The organism is Cyanobacterium stanieri LEGE 03274 (assembly GCF_015207825.1).
Taxonomy (GTDB): domain Bacteria; phylum Cyanobacteriota; class Cyanobacteriia; order Cyanobacteriales; family Cyanobacteriaceae; genus Cyanobacterium; species Cyanobacterium stanieri_B.
This window is the reverse complement of the sequence record NZ_JADEWC010000010.1, coordinates 22,958-38,059: the sequence shown is the minus strand read 5'-3', so window position 1 is coordinate 38,059 and position 15,102 is coordinate 22,958. Positions and strand designations below refer to the sequence as shown.

Sequence of the window (15,102 nt, the reverse complement as noted above, 5' to 3'; positions counted from 1 at the left end):
TTGACTATTATCCACCCTGTTACAAAACATAATAAACAATTATTATTTCTTATCTGTTGCCTGTTCCCCGTTTTCCCAAGACTCCAGAAAATGTTATGCTAAACTCAGGTTAAATAGGACAACTCAAATCCCCTGCTTTTTCGGAGAAACGAAGATTTTCACCATAATCCACAGGGCAATCGATAACAGCGGGTACATTTTGGGCAAGGGCTTCTTTAAGAGTGGGTATTAAATCTTCACTAGAAGTAACCCGATAACCTTTTAAACCGATGCTTTCGGCAAATTTAACAAAGTCTGGATTAGTGAAATCAACAAAACTTGATGAGCCAAATTGATTGTTTTGTTTCCAGCCGATTAAGCCATAGGCGTTGTCGTTAAAAATAAGGGTAACGAAAGGAGTTTTAACCCTGATAGCGGTTTCTAATTCTTGACAATTCATCATAAAACCCCCATCCCCAGTGACGGCGACAACTTTTTTATCGGGATGTACTAATTTGGCGGCTAATGCCCCAGGAATGGCGATACCCATGGCGGCGAAACCGTTGGAGATAATGCAGGTGTTGGGGGCTTCGGCGTGGTAGTGTCTTGCCATCCACATTTTATGGGCGCCTACATCGCTAATTACTATATCTTCTGAGCCCATTACCTGTCTTAAATCGTAGATGATTTTTTGGGGTTTGATGGGAAAACCTTCATCATGGGCATATTGTTCGTAGTCTTCTCGAATATCCTTCCTTAAGGTAGCAGAAAAAGGGATCGGTTTTCCAGTGCGATCGCACCTTTTAGCAATTTCATCAAGGGCATCGGCAATATCACCTACTACCTCCACTTCAGGGATGTAACTACTATCAATTTCCGCTGAATGAGTGCCAATATGCACAATGGGAGTAGTGCCACTAGGATTCCATTTTTTCGGGGAATACTCAATTAAATCATAACCCACCGCAATGATAAGATCCGCCTGTTCAAATCCGCAAGTGATATAATCCCGTTGCTGTAAACCCACCGTCCACAAAGACAGAGGATGGATATAGGGAATAGCCCCCTTACCCATAAAAGTATTAGCCACAGGAATATTTAAACGGGTAGCAAACTCCGTTAACGACTCCGTCGCCCTTGCCCTAATAGTACCATTTCCCGCCAAAATTAAAGGATTTTTTGCCCGGGCGATCGCCAAAGCAGCCCCATTAATGCTACGATGAGAAGCATAGATTTTCTCCCGTTGGTCAATTCTGAGGGGCATTCCATCCGCTACCATAGCCGCAATATTTTCAGGTAAATCAATATGCACAGCCCCAGGCTTCTCTTTCTGTGCCACCTTAAAAGCCTTGCGCACCACCTCAGGGGTAATACCAGGACGCACAATTTGCTTATTCCACTTCGTCACAGGGGCAAACATTGCCACCAAATCAAGATATTGATGGGATTCAATGTGCATCCTATCCGTGCCTACCTGCCCCGTAATCGCCACCAACGGCGCCCCATCAAGATTGGCATCAGCTACCCCCGTCATTAAATTCGTTGCCCCAGGCCCCAAGGTTGACAAACATACCCCAGCCTTGCCCGTCAAACGCCCATACACATCCGCCATAAAAGCCGCTCCTTGTTCATGGCGAACGGTGATAAACTCTATGGTAGAATTTTTAAGGGCTTCGAGAATATGTAGATTTTCTTCCCCTGGTAAACCAAAGATATACTCTACCCCCTCATTTTCTAAACATTTAATTAATAACTCCGCCGTGTTTAGTTGAGACATATCCACTCCTCACATTTTTATGGTTAATTTGTTCCCTATGGCTCAGAAAAAGCTATCCTAAAGGTAAATAAATATATAATTTTTCCTATTAATCCTTAATCATCTTATTATTAGAGTGAATTTAAGTAATCCTTCCCTATCTAATCCTAATCAATTTTTACCCGATTTAGATGGCTTTTCTAATAATCCTATCCCCATTCCCAGTTATCCTAAACAATATCGGGCCATAGGAATCATACGGGGTAAATATACCCCCTTAGAAGGAAAATTAACCAAGGGAATCATGGAAACAAGGGAGGGTCAAAAATGTGATACCGTGATTTTATCACGGGCGATTAGTGCCATTAAAAATCATGTGGATGTTAATAAAATTCAAAATTGGATTGTTTATCCCCATAAAGTTCGTAATGGTGATCAACTCTATTTACAAATAGTTGGTATTTGTCCTGATGAATCCCATAATATTATATCAGAAAAAGGTTTTAAAAAGGATTATTTTTCTATTCGAGGTGAGGTTTTATATTTCAATAGAAAAAATGAAAAAGTTATTGTTAAAATACGCTTTAATAGAAGAATTAAAGGTAAAAAATCAAGATTTTTTAAACTAGAACTAAAAGGAATTATTAATAATAATTCTATCCATCACTTTTATGATTTTGATGTAGTATTAAATGATAGTAAATTGGTAATTCAACAATATATTGATTTAGGCTTGATAGCCGTTAATATTTAAAAATGTACTTTAAGTAAGAAATATTTTACTAAATAAACCTTAATCAATTATTTTTAATGTTAAATCAAAAATGGTTAATTAAACTAGCTCAAAAAATCTGGGAAACCATGTGGCAATTAATGATGTTTAATTTAGCCCCCAGCGAGAATGGTAATTACCAGCGCCCCTTAAGTATCTATCATCACAACATAGAGGAAAACAGCACCTATAGCCCCGAAAAAAATCGTTATACTATTTATGCTGGTTTAAGTTGTCCTTGGGCTCACCGTACCCTAATAGTTAGAAAATTAAAAGGTTTAGAAAAGATAATTGACGTAGTAATTGTTAGCCCTTCCCCCGCTGATGGCGGATGGATAATCCCCCAGGGCTCAGAAAATTGTTATACCCTTAAGCAATTATATTATAAAGCTAATAATAATTATCAAGGACGTTGTACCGTACCCGTTTTATGGGATAAAAAAACCAAGACTATTGTTAATAATGAAAGCTCAGAAATAATTGTTTTACTTAATAATTGTTTTAATCAATTTGCTTCTTTTCCTCAACTAAATTTATATCCTGATGAATATAAAGACAATATAGATAGTTGGAATGAAAAAATATATCATCACATTAACAACGGGGTGTATCGTTGCGGTTTTGCTCAAACTCAACAGGCTTATGAAGATGCTTGTTATGGATTATTTAATCTCTTAGATAAAATTGAAATATTTTTGGAAAATAGTCGTTATTTATGTGGAGATAAATTAACCATTGCTGATATTCGTTTATTTACTACTTTAATACGTTTTGATGTGGTTTATTTTAGTCTATTTAAATGTAACATAAAAAGGATAGCTGATTATAAAAATCTTTCTCGTTATTGCCAAGAAATATATAATATTGAAGGAGTTAAGGAAACTTGTAATTTTGACATAATTAAACAAGATTATTATGGTAATCTTTTTCCTCTTAATCCAGGTGGAATTATTCCCTTAGGTTTACCCAGTTACTAAATCTCATCAAATAAGTTTTTAACAATAGATTGAGTTTTTATTTCCATTTCATCCCAATTTAATTCCCCTCTATCACTTATCAAATTAGAATCGATTTCTACAGGCTGATTTTGTTCTAATTCAAATTGAGTAAAGCAAACCTGAAAACAGATAAACCAAATGTTAGTTTCTTTCGTTGTATTACCTTTTTTTTGAGTTAAAATATAGCTAGGAAAAGGATCATTAATTTCTTGATAACTAATATCCCAATTATTAATTTCTGCTTGTTTTCTAATGTTATCTACTACTCTTATATATACGGGTTGCATGAGTAGATTTGCTTTTTCATAGTCTAGGCTTGTTTTAAATTGTGGTGATTTCATTATTAAATATTAGAAATATATTTTTTCTACGGGTTATGGTGTAGATAATTCTTATTATTATAATAATTTTTTGTATTTTTTTATAGTTATATTTCCACTGTTTATATTTTAGGTTAGTTTTTTTTACTTCTAGTCCAATGGTTAAAATGGACAAAGGAATCTGTTTTAAAATTAAGTTTAAATCTTGTTCTAGGGTAATTAATAAACTATTTATTTCCTTTAATTGTGTATTAATATTAATTATTTTTATCGTTAGGCAAATAAGGGCGATCGCCATTAAAATATTGATAGAAAAAACTATAATAAATAAAATCATTAATTAATAACAAAATAATTATTTGTCAAAGGAAAAATCCTTAGGAATATAATTGATTATGAGATAACATTCAACTATTTAAATTTAGTATCCTTTTTACCGTCTTAGAAAAATGAGGAAAAAATAAATAAAGTGGGCGTTTTGCCCACCTTAACTATGGTTTTAAACCTCGAGCATGGCACGACGAATTAACCTGTTAGCGATGGATTGAGTGCCAGTATGTTCAAAATAATTAGTTGACATATCAAGGAAGGCTGCCACATAATCTAATTGATCATCGGAAAATTCCACGAAATTTTGTAGATTTTTCATTACCTTACCTTGGGTTAAGTTGCGATCGCCCACAAAACTTGTCATCCAACCCTTAACAGCCCCAAAACTCTGGTTAATAAATCCTAACTGCCCCGCAGGATTACCCCCTGGGATAAACTTACTAACCTTAGAAAAAGCCCCATTGTCGGATAACTCTTTGGGATTCAAATTATTTAAAGTAGATTGTACTGCCAAAATAAAATCAGGGCCAAAAGGGATTAAACCATCAATACACACAAGCGCCGCCATGCGCATCAACGCCTCCCCTTCATACTCCTTCAAAGCCTTGACAAAATCCCCAATGCTATCCCCTGGTAAACCATTAATCTGACAAAAAGCGACAACTTCTACCACTAACTTAATGGCTAAATCCAGAGATTGTGCTTTCTCGTTACTAGGGGTTAACTTATTGAGAAAACTAAGAAAACCTATTTTTTCCCCTACTTTATTGGCTAAAGCAGCTGTACCAAGGGCGGAATCGGCATTGTCAACGGTTTGATATAACCATAAAGCCCTTTGATAACCCTGATTTTTGTCATTGTATAACCACACGGCGCGATCGCCTATTTTCTGAATCCATTTTTCATCAGTTTCCTGACTAATATCCCGAATCATCTGCTCAAAATTAGTTGGGTTTTTCCATTCCCCCGGTACCACAAAATCAAGGGAGTTTAAAACCATTGTGGTAACATTACGCGTCGGTAAATTATCCACCAAATCATAAATTGCCTTACTCATAATTAAAATCCTCCTAATTTAAACTTGCTAAACCATTGAGATCAAACTTAGCTAACCAAGCCTCTCTATCTGCTACCGTAAAACTATCATCCATCGATCGCACCGTAACTTGAAATCTATCCGCTACTAACACTGCTGTCGCCCGAGATCCCTTTTGAGCTAAGGGATAACCCCCAATTTGTTCTTGACTATCAACAAAATCATCCTTCGCAGAAGGATTACTAATAGTATCAAAAACCCCCAAAGTTGCCACATTTTGACCCGATTCTTTTAACACAGCTTCCACAAAACCATCTTTTTCTTGGGTAAAAACTCGCTCATAACTTTCATCACTAACAGGGAAAAAGCGATTAAAACTAGAGCCTTCCTCGGCATCTGTTGATACAGCGGTGTTACGACTTCCCGCATCAATACTTTCCTGTTGCGCGCCTTCAAACCGTGAAGGGGTATCATTTCCACAGGCAGGAAGAATTACCAATAAACAGGCGAGGGAAAAACCAATTATTAAACGAGATAACTTTTTCATTTGATCTAAATTTAGCTAAAATTAACTTTTATAATTCATCACTTATGGTAATTTTAAATGATTTATTACCTATTAAATATTAAAAAAACTTTTATTTTTAAGAATGTTCATGAATAATTTTCATGAGAAATAGTAAACCATAACTTTATTATGACTATTAAACTACATTTTATTTTATAATAGATATTTTAATTATTGTGCCATAAATATAACTTTAAAACCAATAAAAATATCCTTAAATTTAAACAATGCGTATTTTAATTTATTCCTATAATTATCACCCCGAACCCATTGGCATCGCACCATTAATGACAGAATTAGCAGAAGGTTTGACACAAAAAGGCCATGAAGTAAGGGTTTTAACCGCTATGCCTTGGTATCCTGAAAGTAAAATTTACCCCCAATATCGAGGAAAAATTTATAGTCAAGAAGAAAAAAACGGAGTTGAAATCTATCGTTCTTATGTTTGGGCAAGTCAGAAAAGAAGTTTTATCAATCGGGCGATGTTTGAACTTAGTTTTGCTTTTTTAAGTATTTGGCAAGGTTTAAAATTTTGGCGACCTGATGTTATTTTATTAACTATTCCAGGGCTTCCTGTGATTGTTCCTGGTTATTTATTAAGTAAAATATATGGTTGTCCTTTGATTGTTAATTTACAGGATATATTACCCGATGCGGCGGTTCATGTGGGTTTATTAACCAATAAAAAATTAATCAAAATATTTTCTTTATTAGAAAAATTTGCATATGAAAAAGCCAGTAAAATTGCCGTGATTGCCGATGGTTTTACTAAAAATTTGGCTCAAAAAAATGTAGATATTAATAAAATTGTTAAGATTCCTAATTGGGTTGATGTGGATTTTATTAAACCCGTGAGCAAAGACAACAGTTATTTTATCAAGGAAAATAATTTACAGGGAAAATTTGTCGTTATTTATTCTGGTAATATTGCCCTTACTCAACCCATTGAAATTTTAATCGAAGCGGCCCAAAAGTTAAAACATTTAGATAATTTAATGGTGGTGATTGTGGGTAAGGAGGAAGCGTTGGCAAGGTTAGAAAATTATCGTCAGCAATTAGGTTGTGAGAATGTTTTATTAAAACCTTTTCAACCAAGGGAAAAGTTACCCGAAATGTTGGGGGCGGTGGAAATTGGCATGGTGACGCAAAAAAGTAATGTCATTGATTTTAATTTACCTTCTAAAATTCCTGTATTGTTGGCCAGTGGTTGTGTGATTATTGGCTCTGTGCCTGAATCGGGTACGGCGGCTAGTGCGATTCGAGAAAGTGGGGGAGGGGTGGTGATTCCCCCTGAAGATGCGCAGGCTTTAGCGAAGCAAATTGAATCTTTTTATCATAATCCTGAGTTGGTGGCACAGATGAGCAAGGCAGGGCGTAAATATGCAGAAACTCATTATTCTTTTCAAGGGGCGATCGCACTTTATGAACAACTTTTTGATGGAATGATGGGAAGTAAGAGTGATGATAACACTTATAAAAGTTGAATATATTTACGAATCAGACTAATGGCAACCGCAGGTAATTCGAGATGGGGGGTTAATCCAACTTCTTCAATAACTTGAAAATATTTAACTGCATCGGGATTCATTTGCGCAAGACGTTTGCCAATTTCGGGGCTAGTAAACTGGGATTCTCTACCCCAAATGATGGCGGTGGGAATAGTTAGTTTTTGGATATATTGGGATAAATCAAAGCATAAATCCCCCCTGACAAAAGATAGGGCTGCATATTCTGCATTAGGTTGGGAAGCACTTTTGAGATAGGAGGCGACTAATTCGGGGAAAATTCTTTGAGGATTAGCAAATTGCCTTTTTTCAAGGAAACTTTTGATTCCCGATTCACTAGCTACCCCAAGGCTATAGAAAAATTTATCAACCATGGGAGTGCTAATTATCTGGGCAAATAGGCTTTTGGTGTAGTTTTCCTCAAAATCCGATAATCCTGCGGGGGTGAAAAGTATTAGTTGTTTAAATAGGTGGGAATGTGCGATCGCAAGTTGGACGAGAAAAGCAGCGGTAAGGGAAGAAGCTATAACGGTGGTAGGCTCTTGACATACCTGTTCTAAAAATTCTGTAATGGTAGTAATGTAATCATCAATAGTATAGTTTTTTTGAGGATGGGCAGACTTACCCCAACCAATTAAATCAGGAGCAATAATGTGATATTCTCCAGCAAAAGCAGGATAAACCTGTGACCATTCATAGGCGGATGAACCTCCCCCAAAACCATGTAAAAACACTAGATTTGGCTTTGTTTCCCCCAGTGATTCTGATTTACTTAAATTTTGTAAAGATTGCCAAAAAACACTATCAGACGAGTAATAAACCATCTCTCCTAAGCTAGTATTGACCGTATTTTCAATGAATCCAAGAGATTTAAACATAAAAAAGGGGAAATATTTGAGCTTTTTTTATTATGGTAATCCAATTACCACATAACTATTGAACCTCCGTTCGAAATAAAAATTTTACCCATTGTCCATTACCCATTGCCCCTTGCCTTTTTATGTCAAGATGATGATAAAGAAATTATAAAATTAATCCTATGACCAAACCAACCATCGCAAGTTACGGTGAATGGCGATCGCCCATAACCTCAGATTTAATCGTATCAGGGAGCATTGGCTTAAGTTCCGTCAAATTTGACCAAAAAGACGTTTATTGGCTCGAAAATCGCCCCTCAGAAGGCGGTAGAGCCGTTATAGTTCGCTATACCAACGGGCAAAAAGAAGATGTCACCCCTGCCCCTTTTAATGTGCGTAGTCGTGTCCATGAGTATGGTGGAGGAGCATTTTTGATCAAAAATGGTGTAATCTACTTTAGTAATTATGCAGATCAAAGGGTATATGTGCAAAAAATAGGGGAACACCCCCAACCCCTCACCGCCCAATCGCAGGTGAGATATACCGACTTTTGCCTTGATAAAAGCCGTAATCGTTTAATTTGCGTTGCTGAAGATCATAGTAACCCCGAAAAAGAACCAGAAAACAAACTTGTCACCATCGATTTAAACTCAGGGGAAGTAAAACCGATAGTGCAGGGTGCAGACTTTTACACCTCCCCTCGCCTCAGCCCTGATGATTCCCAGTTAGCATGGTTATGTTGGCATCATCCTTATATGCCGTGGGAAAGCACCTTCTTACATCTTGCCACCTTTGATGATAATGGAGAAATTGAAGACAGTGAAATCGTGGCAGGAAGCGAAACCGAATCTATCTGTCAGCCAGAATTTAGTCCTAACGGTACTTTACATTTTAGCAGCGATCGCACCGATTGGTGGAATTTATATCGCCGAGAAAAAAATGGCCATCTTACTCCCCTATACCCCCTCAATGCCGAATTTGGTTATCCCCATTGGGTTTTTGGGGAATCAGTATATGGCTTCGCCGATGAAGATACCATCGTTTGTACCTACACCCAAAATGGTATCTGGCACTTAGCCAGTTTGGACAGCAAAAATAACGATCTTACTAACCTTAACGTTAGCTACACCAACATCGCCTATTTACAAGTCAATGGTAGCCAAATTTTATTTACAGGGGGTTCACCAAATCAACCCACCGCCGTAGTTTTGGGGGATACCGTCAGCCAAGAAACCGAAATTTTGCAACAAGCCAGTAACCTCAATTTAGACGACGGTTATCTTACTCAACCCGAACAAATCGAATTTCCCACCAGCAACGGTAACACCGCCTATGCTTGGTATTATCCCCCCCAAAACAAAGATTACCAAGCCCCCGAAGGGGAATTACCTCCCTTACTGGTAAAAAGCCATGGAGGCCCCACCGCCATGACTACCGCCAGTTATAACTTGCGTATTCAATATTGGACAAGTCGGGGTTTTGCCTTTGTGGATGTGAATTATGGAGGTAGTACGGGATACGGTCGGGATTATCGTCAAAGGTTAGCTAAAAAGTGGGGTATTGTGGATGTGGAAGATTGTATCAATGTTGCTAAATATTTGGTAGAAGCCCAAAAAGTTAATCAGGAAAAATTAGCAATTTCTGGAGGCAGTGCGGGGGGTTATACTACCTTAGCGGCGCTTACTTTCCATGATGTATTTAAAGCAGGGGCGAGTTATTATGGCATTGGTGACTTAGAAATTCTTGCCACTGATACCCACAAATTTGAATCCCGTTATCTTGATAATCTTATTGGTAAATATCCAGAAGAAAAAGAAATTTATAAAGTGCGATCGCCCTTAAATCATATCGAAAAACTATCCTGCCCCGTTGCTTTTTTCCAAGGATTAGAAGATAAAGTCGTACCCCCCAACCAAGCCGAAATGATGGTAAAAGCCCTCAAAGAAAAAGGTATCACCACCACCTACGTTACCTTTGGCGACGAAGGCCATGGTTTTCGCAAAGCAGAAAACATCAAAAAAGCCCTCGATGGAGAGTTCAATTTCTACGCAAAAATTTTCGGATTTTCTTGCCAAAATTAAAACAGTTTGGCTATAATATAACTACCTAACACTTAAACCACACCTAATAGCCAGAGTGAAACCCCTTCGCTCTGGCTCCCCTTTTATATAAATAGGTGTTGCCATCTCATCATTAAATAACACCCACAAACTCAAAAGGCAATAAGCAAAAGATAGTAAATGTTATGGTCATTTAATATTGGAATGAAACGCTATCGAATAGCATAATATTTATTTGATAAGGCTTTTCGAAAATAAAGATGTCTCAAACACAATGGAAGTAACTATAATTGTCAATTGTACATTATTTATGGTGTCCCTCTGCGATCGCACGACTGCAACACCAATCACTAGGTAAAGTAGAAGGCCAACCCATTTCCAAGGCTTCTTGACAAATAGTCATCACCGTTAACTGACAATCAATTAACTGAAAGTCTTCTTTCTGACATTGTTTAAGACTATGTTTGAGAATAGAATCATCTTGAAACTCAATGGTTTTATTACACTGAATGCAGACAATGTGATGATGGTGATGGGGGTAGGGATGATTTAATTCATAATGTTTATGACCTTCCGCCAATTCTAATTCCCGTAATACCCTCATTTTGGTCATCAATTTGACACTACGGTAAATGGTCGATAAGCTGATATTCTCCCCTTGCTCTTCCAAAAGATTGTGCAACTCCTCAGCACTCAGATGATTCCCTTGGGGTAAATTATAAAAAACCTCCAGAATTTTTTCCCTTTGGGGAGTCATACGCCATCCCCTAGAATTGAGCTTTTTTTTGATTGATGCGGTAGTGTCTAAAGCCATAAAGATTCCTGACAATTCTTTCTTTACTAATGATACTTCTCTTTGATGGCTATTTGCAACTACTTGTTACTAATTGAGAATAACCCCCAAATATCTGCACAGACATAGTTGATAAAAATAATTAATAGTTAGAGTTTTGAGAGTTGAAGGAAAAAAGATAAGTGTCAGGTATTAAGGTTTTCGTTTCACCCCCTAAATCCCCCAATCCTGGGGGACTTTATAATCAAAAAACAATTGTTCATTATCAATTGTCAATTGTTTAAACCCCTTTTGGGTTCGATAAACATGGCATCCCCAAAGGAATAAAAGCGATATTTTTCCTCGATCGCCCTTTGATATATACTAAGTAATCTCTCCCTACCAATGAGTGCCCCTACAAGCATCAGTAAACTAGATTTTGGTAAATGGAAATTAGTAATTAATCCATCGATAACCTTAAAATCATAACCGGGATAGATAAAAAGATCCGTTTTGCCACGATAAGGCATCAAATCATTATGATGGGCAAAAGTACCCTCCAAAGCCCTAACTACCGTCGTACCGACACTGATTACCCTACCGCCACGGCTTTTGGTTTCCTTAATTTTATCGATGGTTGCTTCATCAACTTCTATCCATTCTTGGTGCATTTCATGGTTAAGAATATCCTCCACCTCCACAGGGCGAAATGTACCGATACCCACATGGAGAGTTATATGGGCGATCGCCACTTGTTTTTGGGCTAACCGATTAAAAACATCCTCAGTAAAATGTAATCCTGCCGTTGGCGCAGCGATCGCCCCTTGCCTTTCGGCGTAAATAGTCTGATACTGGGATGGTAGTGCCTCCGACTCCGTCACATAAGGAGGAAAAGGAATATTACCCAACCTCTCCAACAAATCCCAAAAAGATAACCCTTTAGGGGCGCTAAACTGTAAAATTCTGCCCCCCGTTGTCTCATCCTTATCAATCACCGTCGCCGTTAGATAATCCCCCGTAATCTCATCTTCAAAAACAATCTGCGCTCCCAAACCAAAACGCTTCCCCGGCTTCACCAACGCCAACCAACAAAGGGGAGACTTTTCCTCTACCAACAACACCTCCACCATCGCCCCCGTGGACTTTTTCCCATACAAACGAGCAGGAATTACCTTAGTATTATTCAAAACTAACAAATCCCCAGGGGAGAGTAAATCAGGCAAATTAGCAAAAATTTTATGGTTAATTCCCTCCTCAGGTTTCACCACCAACAAACGAGAAGAATCCCTCGGAGTCACAGGATTTTGAGCAATTAATTCTTCAGGTAAAAAATAATCGTAACTAGATAACTTTAAATTAAGATCCATTTATTTAATATTTTCCGATAAATTCCCATTATCCTTTGTAGCAGATTGAATGGCATTTATGAGCGATCGCACCTCAAAAACCCCCTCAGACGCCTCAAAAGAAAAAGGTAACTTACCCGCCGCCAACACCCTTAAGCCCACAGGGGCAAGACTCAACAAACCTCGCACATCTCGAAAATAATTACCAACCACCATCACCGCAAACTTGCGCTCATCCACCCAACCCCCATCCTTCACCAAATCCACCAATACCTTACGATGACGAACAGGGGTACTACTACCACGGGACTCCCTGGCCAAAATTTTTCCCTTAATCTTCGTAATTTGATCCAAAGGTGCCACATCCATGGGGCATACCTCATTACAAAGATAACAACGAGTACAACCCCACGCCCCCGACTTCACATCATTATATTGAGTCAATCTTTCCTCCCTCAATTCATCTCGAGAATCATCAATCATTCGATAGGCTTTTGCCAAAGCATGGGGGCCCACAAAATTATCATTTACTTCCTTAGCATTGCAATCAGAGTAACAAGCACCACACAAAATACAATTGCCCGTTTGTTCTAATAATTTTCTTTCTTCTGGACTTTGTAAAAACTCTTTTTCTGAAATATTTCTTGCCTTTGTACTTACGTAAGGTTCAACTTTTTCTAAATCATGCCAAAAATTACTCATATCTACAACTAAATCCTTAAGCACGGGCATATTACCTAAGGGAGAAATAATTATTTGAGGATTTTTTTCACCCTCCCCAAAAGAAATTTTTTTCAATTCATCTCCAATGTTTTCCTTACAAGCTAAAGCCGAACGACCATTAATTTTCATCCCACAACTACCACAAATTGTATTGCGACAATTTTTCCGAAAGGCAAGGCTACCATCTATTTCCCACTTGATCCGATTTAAACATTCAAGAATAGTATTTTTTTGATTTACCTCTAGGGTATAATCCTGAAAATGGGGCGATAAATTATCATTTTGACGGAGAATTTTAAAGGTAACTTTCATTTTTGTCTATATTTATTACTATCACTATTTATATTCTCCGATCTTATTTTATAACCAACAAGGGAAATGATCTTAATTTTTGTTAAAACTTCAATAATTATCCATATTTTTTTATTTTACTTCTTTAGATAAGGGAAAAAAGCTACAAATAAGAATTAACAAGTATTTTAGCCTTAGGCTACCTTAAGAAAAAGTTAACTTAGGTTGAGAAAATATTAATAAGTCCATAAAAAAACAGTGAATAATAGTGATTTAATGACATATTTTTGTTATGATAAATAGTGTAAAGAACAAATAACAAATGAGGAAAAAATATATGACAGAAGTAGCAACTACACCTTTGTCAGGGAAAGAGCTGTTACAGAAAGTAAAAGAATTATCTGATGTTCCCCGCCGTGAAAGGGCAAGACGTTGTGGCTACTATACAGAATCAAAAAACGGCAAAGTTAGGGTGAATTTAACAGATTTTTATGATGCTGTTTTATCCGCAAAAGGTGTACCTTTAGATCCCGAAAGAACCAAAGATGGTAGGGGTAGAGAAGCCACTTTTCGTGTTAGCGTTCACAAAAACGGTCAAATAGTCATTGGTTCTAGCTACACAAAAAAAATGGGTTTACAATCAGGAGATGAGTTTGAAATTAAGCTCGGTTACAAACACATTCATCTAAAACAAGTGGGAGAAGGAGATGATTTTGATATGGATGACGAAGATTAAATCATCCGTAAATATACCATAATTTAATGGGACAAAAAATCAGATAAATTTTCTTTTTATTAAACCTTGTAAAAAAATTAATGATCCACTGGGAAAGCAATTTTATCACCTCACCCCTAATCAATGGCAATGGCATCATCAAAGTTATTTTGTTCTTGATAATATGGGGGGCTGTGTGGTTGCCCATTGCATTTCCTTTAACAAGGTTAATTAACTGGCATCCTGCCACCCCAATTTCAAACTCACAAAAACTAACACTAATAGCATCTCTATATCTCATTGCTCCCTTACTGGCTTGGGGAGTGATGGGACAGGATTTGCCTGAAATTGTTTCATTTTTTAGTATCAGCAATCTTAATTGTATCCTATGGGGTTATGTAATAGGAATTGTTACTATTATATTTACAGACTTGATAACATTTGCCTCAGGAAAGTTGCACTGGCAAAAATCAGCCCAAAGCGTAACCTCTATCCTCACAAGCCTACCATTACTACTCTTTCTCAGTTTCTTTATCGCCTCTATAGAAGAATTGGTGTTTAGGGGAGTATTCAAAAACTTTTTAGAACAAGATTATAATATCTGGGTAAGTGCGATCGCCTCTAGTGCCATCTTTGCCACACTGCATTTAATTTGGGAAAGAAAAAATACCACACCACAACTACCCGGACTATTTCTAATGGGCTTAACCCTCTACTACTGTGTCTATCTTCAAAGCGGAAACCTGTCCACGGCCATCGGTATCCACGGAGGATGGGTGCTAAGTCTTGCCACCCTAGACACCTTCGACTTATACCAATACCAAGATAATGCCACCCCGTGGCTATGGGGCAGTAAAGAAAAACCCCTAGGTAGCATCGCAGGAATTTTTGTCTTAATATTTACATTTTTAATACTTTTAATCAACAAGTAAAATATTGATAACAAAAGCCGAAAAAACCTTAACAATTCTTTATAATAGTAAAGATATAGCAACATGGTTATCAAGTAAACTTAAGCCCTGTATTAGAAAATGCTAAATCTTGATAACCATCATGAAGTAATATAACGAATCT

The 15,102-nt window shown here is 37.2% G+C and carries 15 protein-coding genes; 6 read left to right on the top strand and 9 right to left on the bottom strand.

What is annotated here, in order from left to right; genetic code table 11:
* Positions 1–109: 109 nt before the first annotated feature.
* Positions 110–1,756 (bottom strand): acetolactate synthase large subunit, encoded by a 1,647-nt coding sequence (locus tag IQ215_RS06195; protein WP_193800445.1) that lies wholly within the window; start codon positions 1,754–1,756, stop codon positions 110–112.
* A 115-nt stretch (positions 1,757–1,871) separates the two neighbouring features.
* Between IQ215_RS06195 and IQ215_RS06190 the strand changes: the two genes are divergently transcribed.
* Entirely contained in the window at positions 1,872–2,489 is a 618-nt protein-coding gene (locus tag IQ215_RS06190) for a 2-dehydropantoate 2-reductase (RefSeq protein WP_206688523.1), read from the top strand.
* Positions 2,490–2,545: 56 nt separating this feature from the next.
* Entirely contained in the window at positions 2,546–3,484 is a 939-nt protein-coding gene (locus IQ215_RS06185) for a glutathione S-transferase family protein (protein WP_193800444.1), read from the top strand.
* On the opposite strand, the gene IQ215_RS06180 is transcribed toward IQ215_RS06185, so the two are convergent.
* The 4 genes from IQ215_RS06180 to IQ215_RS06165 form a co-directional block, all read right to left on the bottom strand.
* Entirely contained in the window at positions 3,481–3,846 is a 366-nt protein-coding gene (locus IQ215_RS06180; protein WP_193800443.1) for a hypothetical protein, read from the bottom strand. The two genes, IQ215_RS06185 and IQ215_RS06180, sit on opposite strands and share 4 nt — an antisense overlap.
* A complete protein-coding gene (locus IQ215_RS06175) occupies positions 3,827–4,162 on the bottom strand; it encodes a hypothetical protein (RefSeq protein WP_193800442.1) in 336 nt (111 codons plus the stop codon). Before IQ215_RS06175 ends, IQ215_RS06180 begins: the two co-directional genes overlap by 20 nt.
* 162 nt (positions 4,163–4,324) lie before the next feature.
* On the bottom strand, positions 4,325–5,212 hold the full coding sequence (locus IQ215_RS06170) for a hypothetical protein (RefSeq protein WP_193800441.1): 888 nt from the start codon (positions 5,210–5,212) through the stop codon (positions 4,325–4,327).
* Positions 5,213–5,225: 13 nt separating this feature from the next.
* Complete coding sequence (locus IQ215_RS06165; protein ID WP_193800440.1) at positions 5,226–5,738, bottom strand: hypothetical protein; 513 nt, start codon at positions 5,736–5,738, stop codon at positions 5,226–5,228.
* 248 nt (positions 5,739–5,986) lie between these two features.
* Between IQ215_RS06165 and IQ215_RS06160 the strand changes: the two genes are divergently transcribed.
* Positions 5,987–7,243, top strand: coding sequence for a glycosyltransferase family 4 protein (locus tag IQ215_RS06160; protein ID WP_193800439.1), 1,257 nt, complete (start codon positions 5,987–5,989; stop codon positions 7,241–7,243).
* Here IQ215_RS06160 and IQ215_RS06155 read toward each other — a convergent pair.
* Positions 7,231–8,142 carry an alpha/beta fold hydrolase gene (locus tag IQ215_RS06155; RefSeq protein WP_193800438.1) on the bottom strand — a complete coding sequence of 304 codons (912 nt, stop codon included), beginning with the start codon at positions 8,140–8,142 and terminating at the stop codon, positions 7,231–7,233. The genes IQ215_RS06160 and IQ215_RS06155 overlap by 13 nt on opposite strands.
* A gap of 161 nt (positions 8,143–8,303) precedes the next feature.
* Between IQ215_RS06155 and IQ215_RS06150 the strand changes: the two genes are divergently transcribed.
* The gene (locus IQ215_RS06150) at positions 8,304–10,202 is read left to right on the top strand and encodes a S9 family peptidase (RefSeq protein WP_193800437.1); all 1,899 of its coding nucleotides are present in this window, start codon (positions 8,304–8,306) and stop codon (positions 10,200–10,202) included.
* A gap of 283 nt (positions 10,203–10,485) precedes the next feature.
* On the opposite strand, the gene IQ215_RS06145 is transcribed toward IQ215_RS06150, so the two are convergent.
* The 3 genes from IQ215_RS06145 to IQ215_RS06135 all read right to left on the bottom strand — a co-directional run bounded on the left by IQ215_RS06145 (position 10,486) and on the right by IQ215_RS06135 (position 13,334).
* Positions 10,486–10,995, bottom strand: a complete 510-nt coding sequence (locus IQ215_RS06145) for a transcriptional repressor (RefSeq protein ID WP_015223611.1) — start codon at positions 10,993–10,995, stop codon at positions 10,486–10,488.
* A gap of 251 nt (positions 10,996–11,246) precedes the next feature.
* Complete coding sequence (gene queA / locus IQ215_RS06140; RefSeq protein ID WP_193800436.1) at positions 11,247–12,320, bottom strand: tRNA preQ1(34) S-adenosylmethionine ribosyltransferase-isomerase QueA; 1,074 nt, start codon at positions 12,318–12,320, stop codon at positions 11,247–11,249.
* Entirely contained in the window at positions 12,321–13,334 is a 1,014-nt protein-coding gene (locus tag IQ215_RS06135) for a succinate dehydrogenase/fumarate reductase iron-sulfur subunit (RefSeq protein WP_193800435.1), read from the bottom strand. It abuts the gene before it with no gap.
* Positions 13,335–13,650: 316 nt separating this feature from the next.
* On the opposite strand from IQ215_RS06135, the gene IQ215_RS06130 reads away from it, so the two are divergent.
* Both IQ215_RS06130 and IQ215_RS06125 read left to right on the top strand, forming a co-directional pair.
* Entirely contained in the window at positions 13,651–14,049 is a 399-nt protein-coding gene (locus IQ215_RS06130) for an AbrB family transcriptional regulator (protein ID WP_193800434.1), read from the top strand.
* A gap of 80 nt (positions 14,050–14,129) precedes the next feature.
* Positions 14,130–14,960: a CPBP family intramembrane glutamic endopeptidase gene (locus IQ215_RS06125; protein ID WP_193800433.1), complete on the top strand. Its 831-nt coding sequence runs from the start codon at positions 14,130–14,132 to the stop codon at positions 14,958–14,960.
* The last annotated feature ends 142 nt before the right edge of the window (positions 14,961–15,102 follow it).

Bases quoted from the DNA above. Each gene is read 5' to 3' on its own strand.
- IQ215_RS06195 (WP_193800445.1), bottom strand. From the start codon at position 1,756: ATGTCTCAACTAAACACGGCGGAGTTATTAATTAAATGTTTAGAAAAT.
- IQ215_RS06185 (WP_193800444.1), top strand. From the start codon at position 2,546: ATGTTAAATCAAAAATGGTTAATTAAACTAGCTCAAAAAATCTGGGAA.
- IQ215_RS06180 (WP_193800443.1), bottom strand. From the start codon at position 3,846: ATGAAATCACCACAATTTAAAACAAGCCTAGACTATGAAAAAGCAAAT.
- IQ215_RS06175 (WP_193800442.1), bottom strand. From the start codon at position 4,162: ATGATTTTATTTATTATAGTTTTTTCTATCAATATTTTAATGGCGATC.
- IQ215_RS06170 (WP_193800441.1), bottom strand. From the start codon at position 5,212: ATGAGTAAGGCAATTTATGATTTGGTGGATAATTTACCGACGCGTAAT.
- IQ215_RS06165 (WP_193800440.1), bottom strand. From the start codon at position 5,738: ATGAAAAAGTTATCTCGTTTAATAATTGGTTTTTCCCTCGCCTGTTTA.
- IQ215_RS06160 (WP_193800439.1), top strand. From the start codon at position 5,987: ATGCGTATTTTAATTTATTCCTATAATTATCACCCCGAACCCATTGGC.
- IQ215_RS06155 (WP_193800438.1), bottom strand. From the start codon at position 8,142: ATGTTTAAATCTCTTGGATTCATTGAAAATACGGTCAATACTAGCTTA.
- IQ215_RS06150 (WP_193800437.1), top strand. From the start codon at position 8,304: ATGACCAAACCAACCATCGCAAGTTACGGTGAATGGCGATCGCCCATA.
- IQ215_RS06145 (WP_015223611.1), bottom strand. From the start codon at position 10,995: ATGGCTTTAGACACTACCGCATCAATCAAAAAAAAGCTCAATTCTAGG.
- queA (WP_193800436.1), bottom strand. From the start codon at position 12,320: ATGGATCTTAATTTAAAGTTATCTAGTTACGATTATTTTTTACCTGAA.
- IQ215_RS06135 (WP_193800435.1), bottom strand. From the start codon at position 13,334: ATGAAAGTTACCTTTAAAATTCTCCGTCAAAATGATAATTTATCGCCC.
- IQ215_RS06130 (WP_193800434.1), top strand. From the start codon at position 13,651: ATGACAGAAGTAGCAACTACACCTTTGTCAGGGAAAGAGCTGTTACAG.
- IQ215_RS06125 (WP_193800433.1), top strand. From the start codon at position 14,130: ATGATCCACTGGGAAAGCAATTTTATCACCTCACCCCTAATCAATGGC.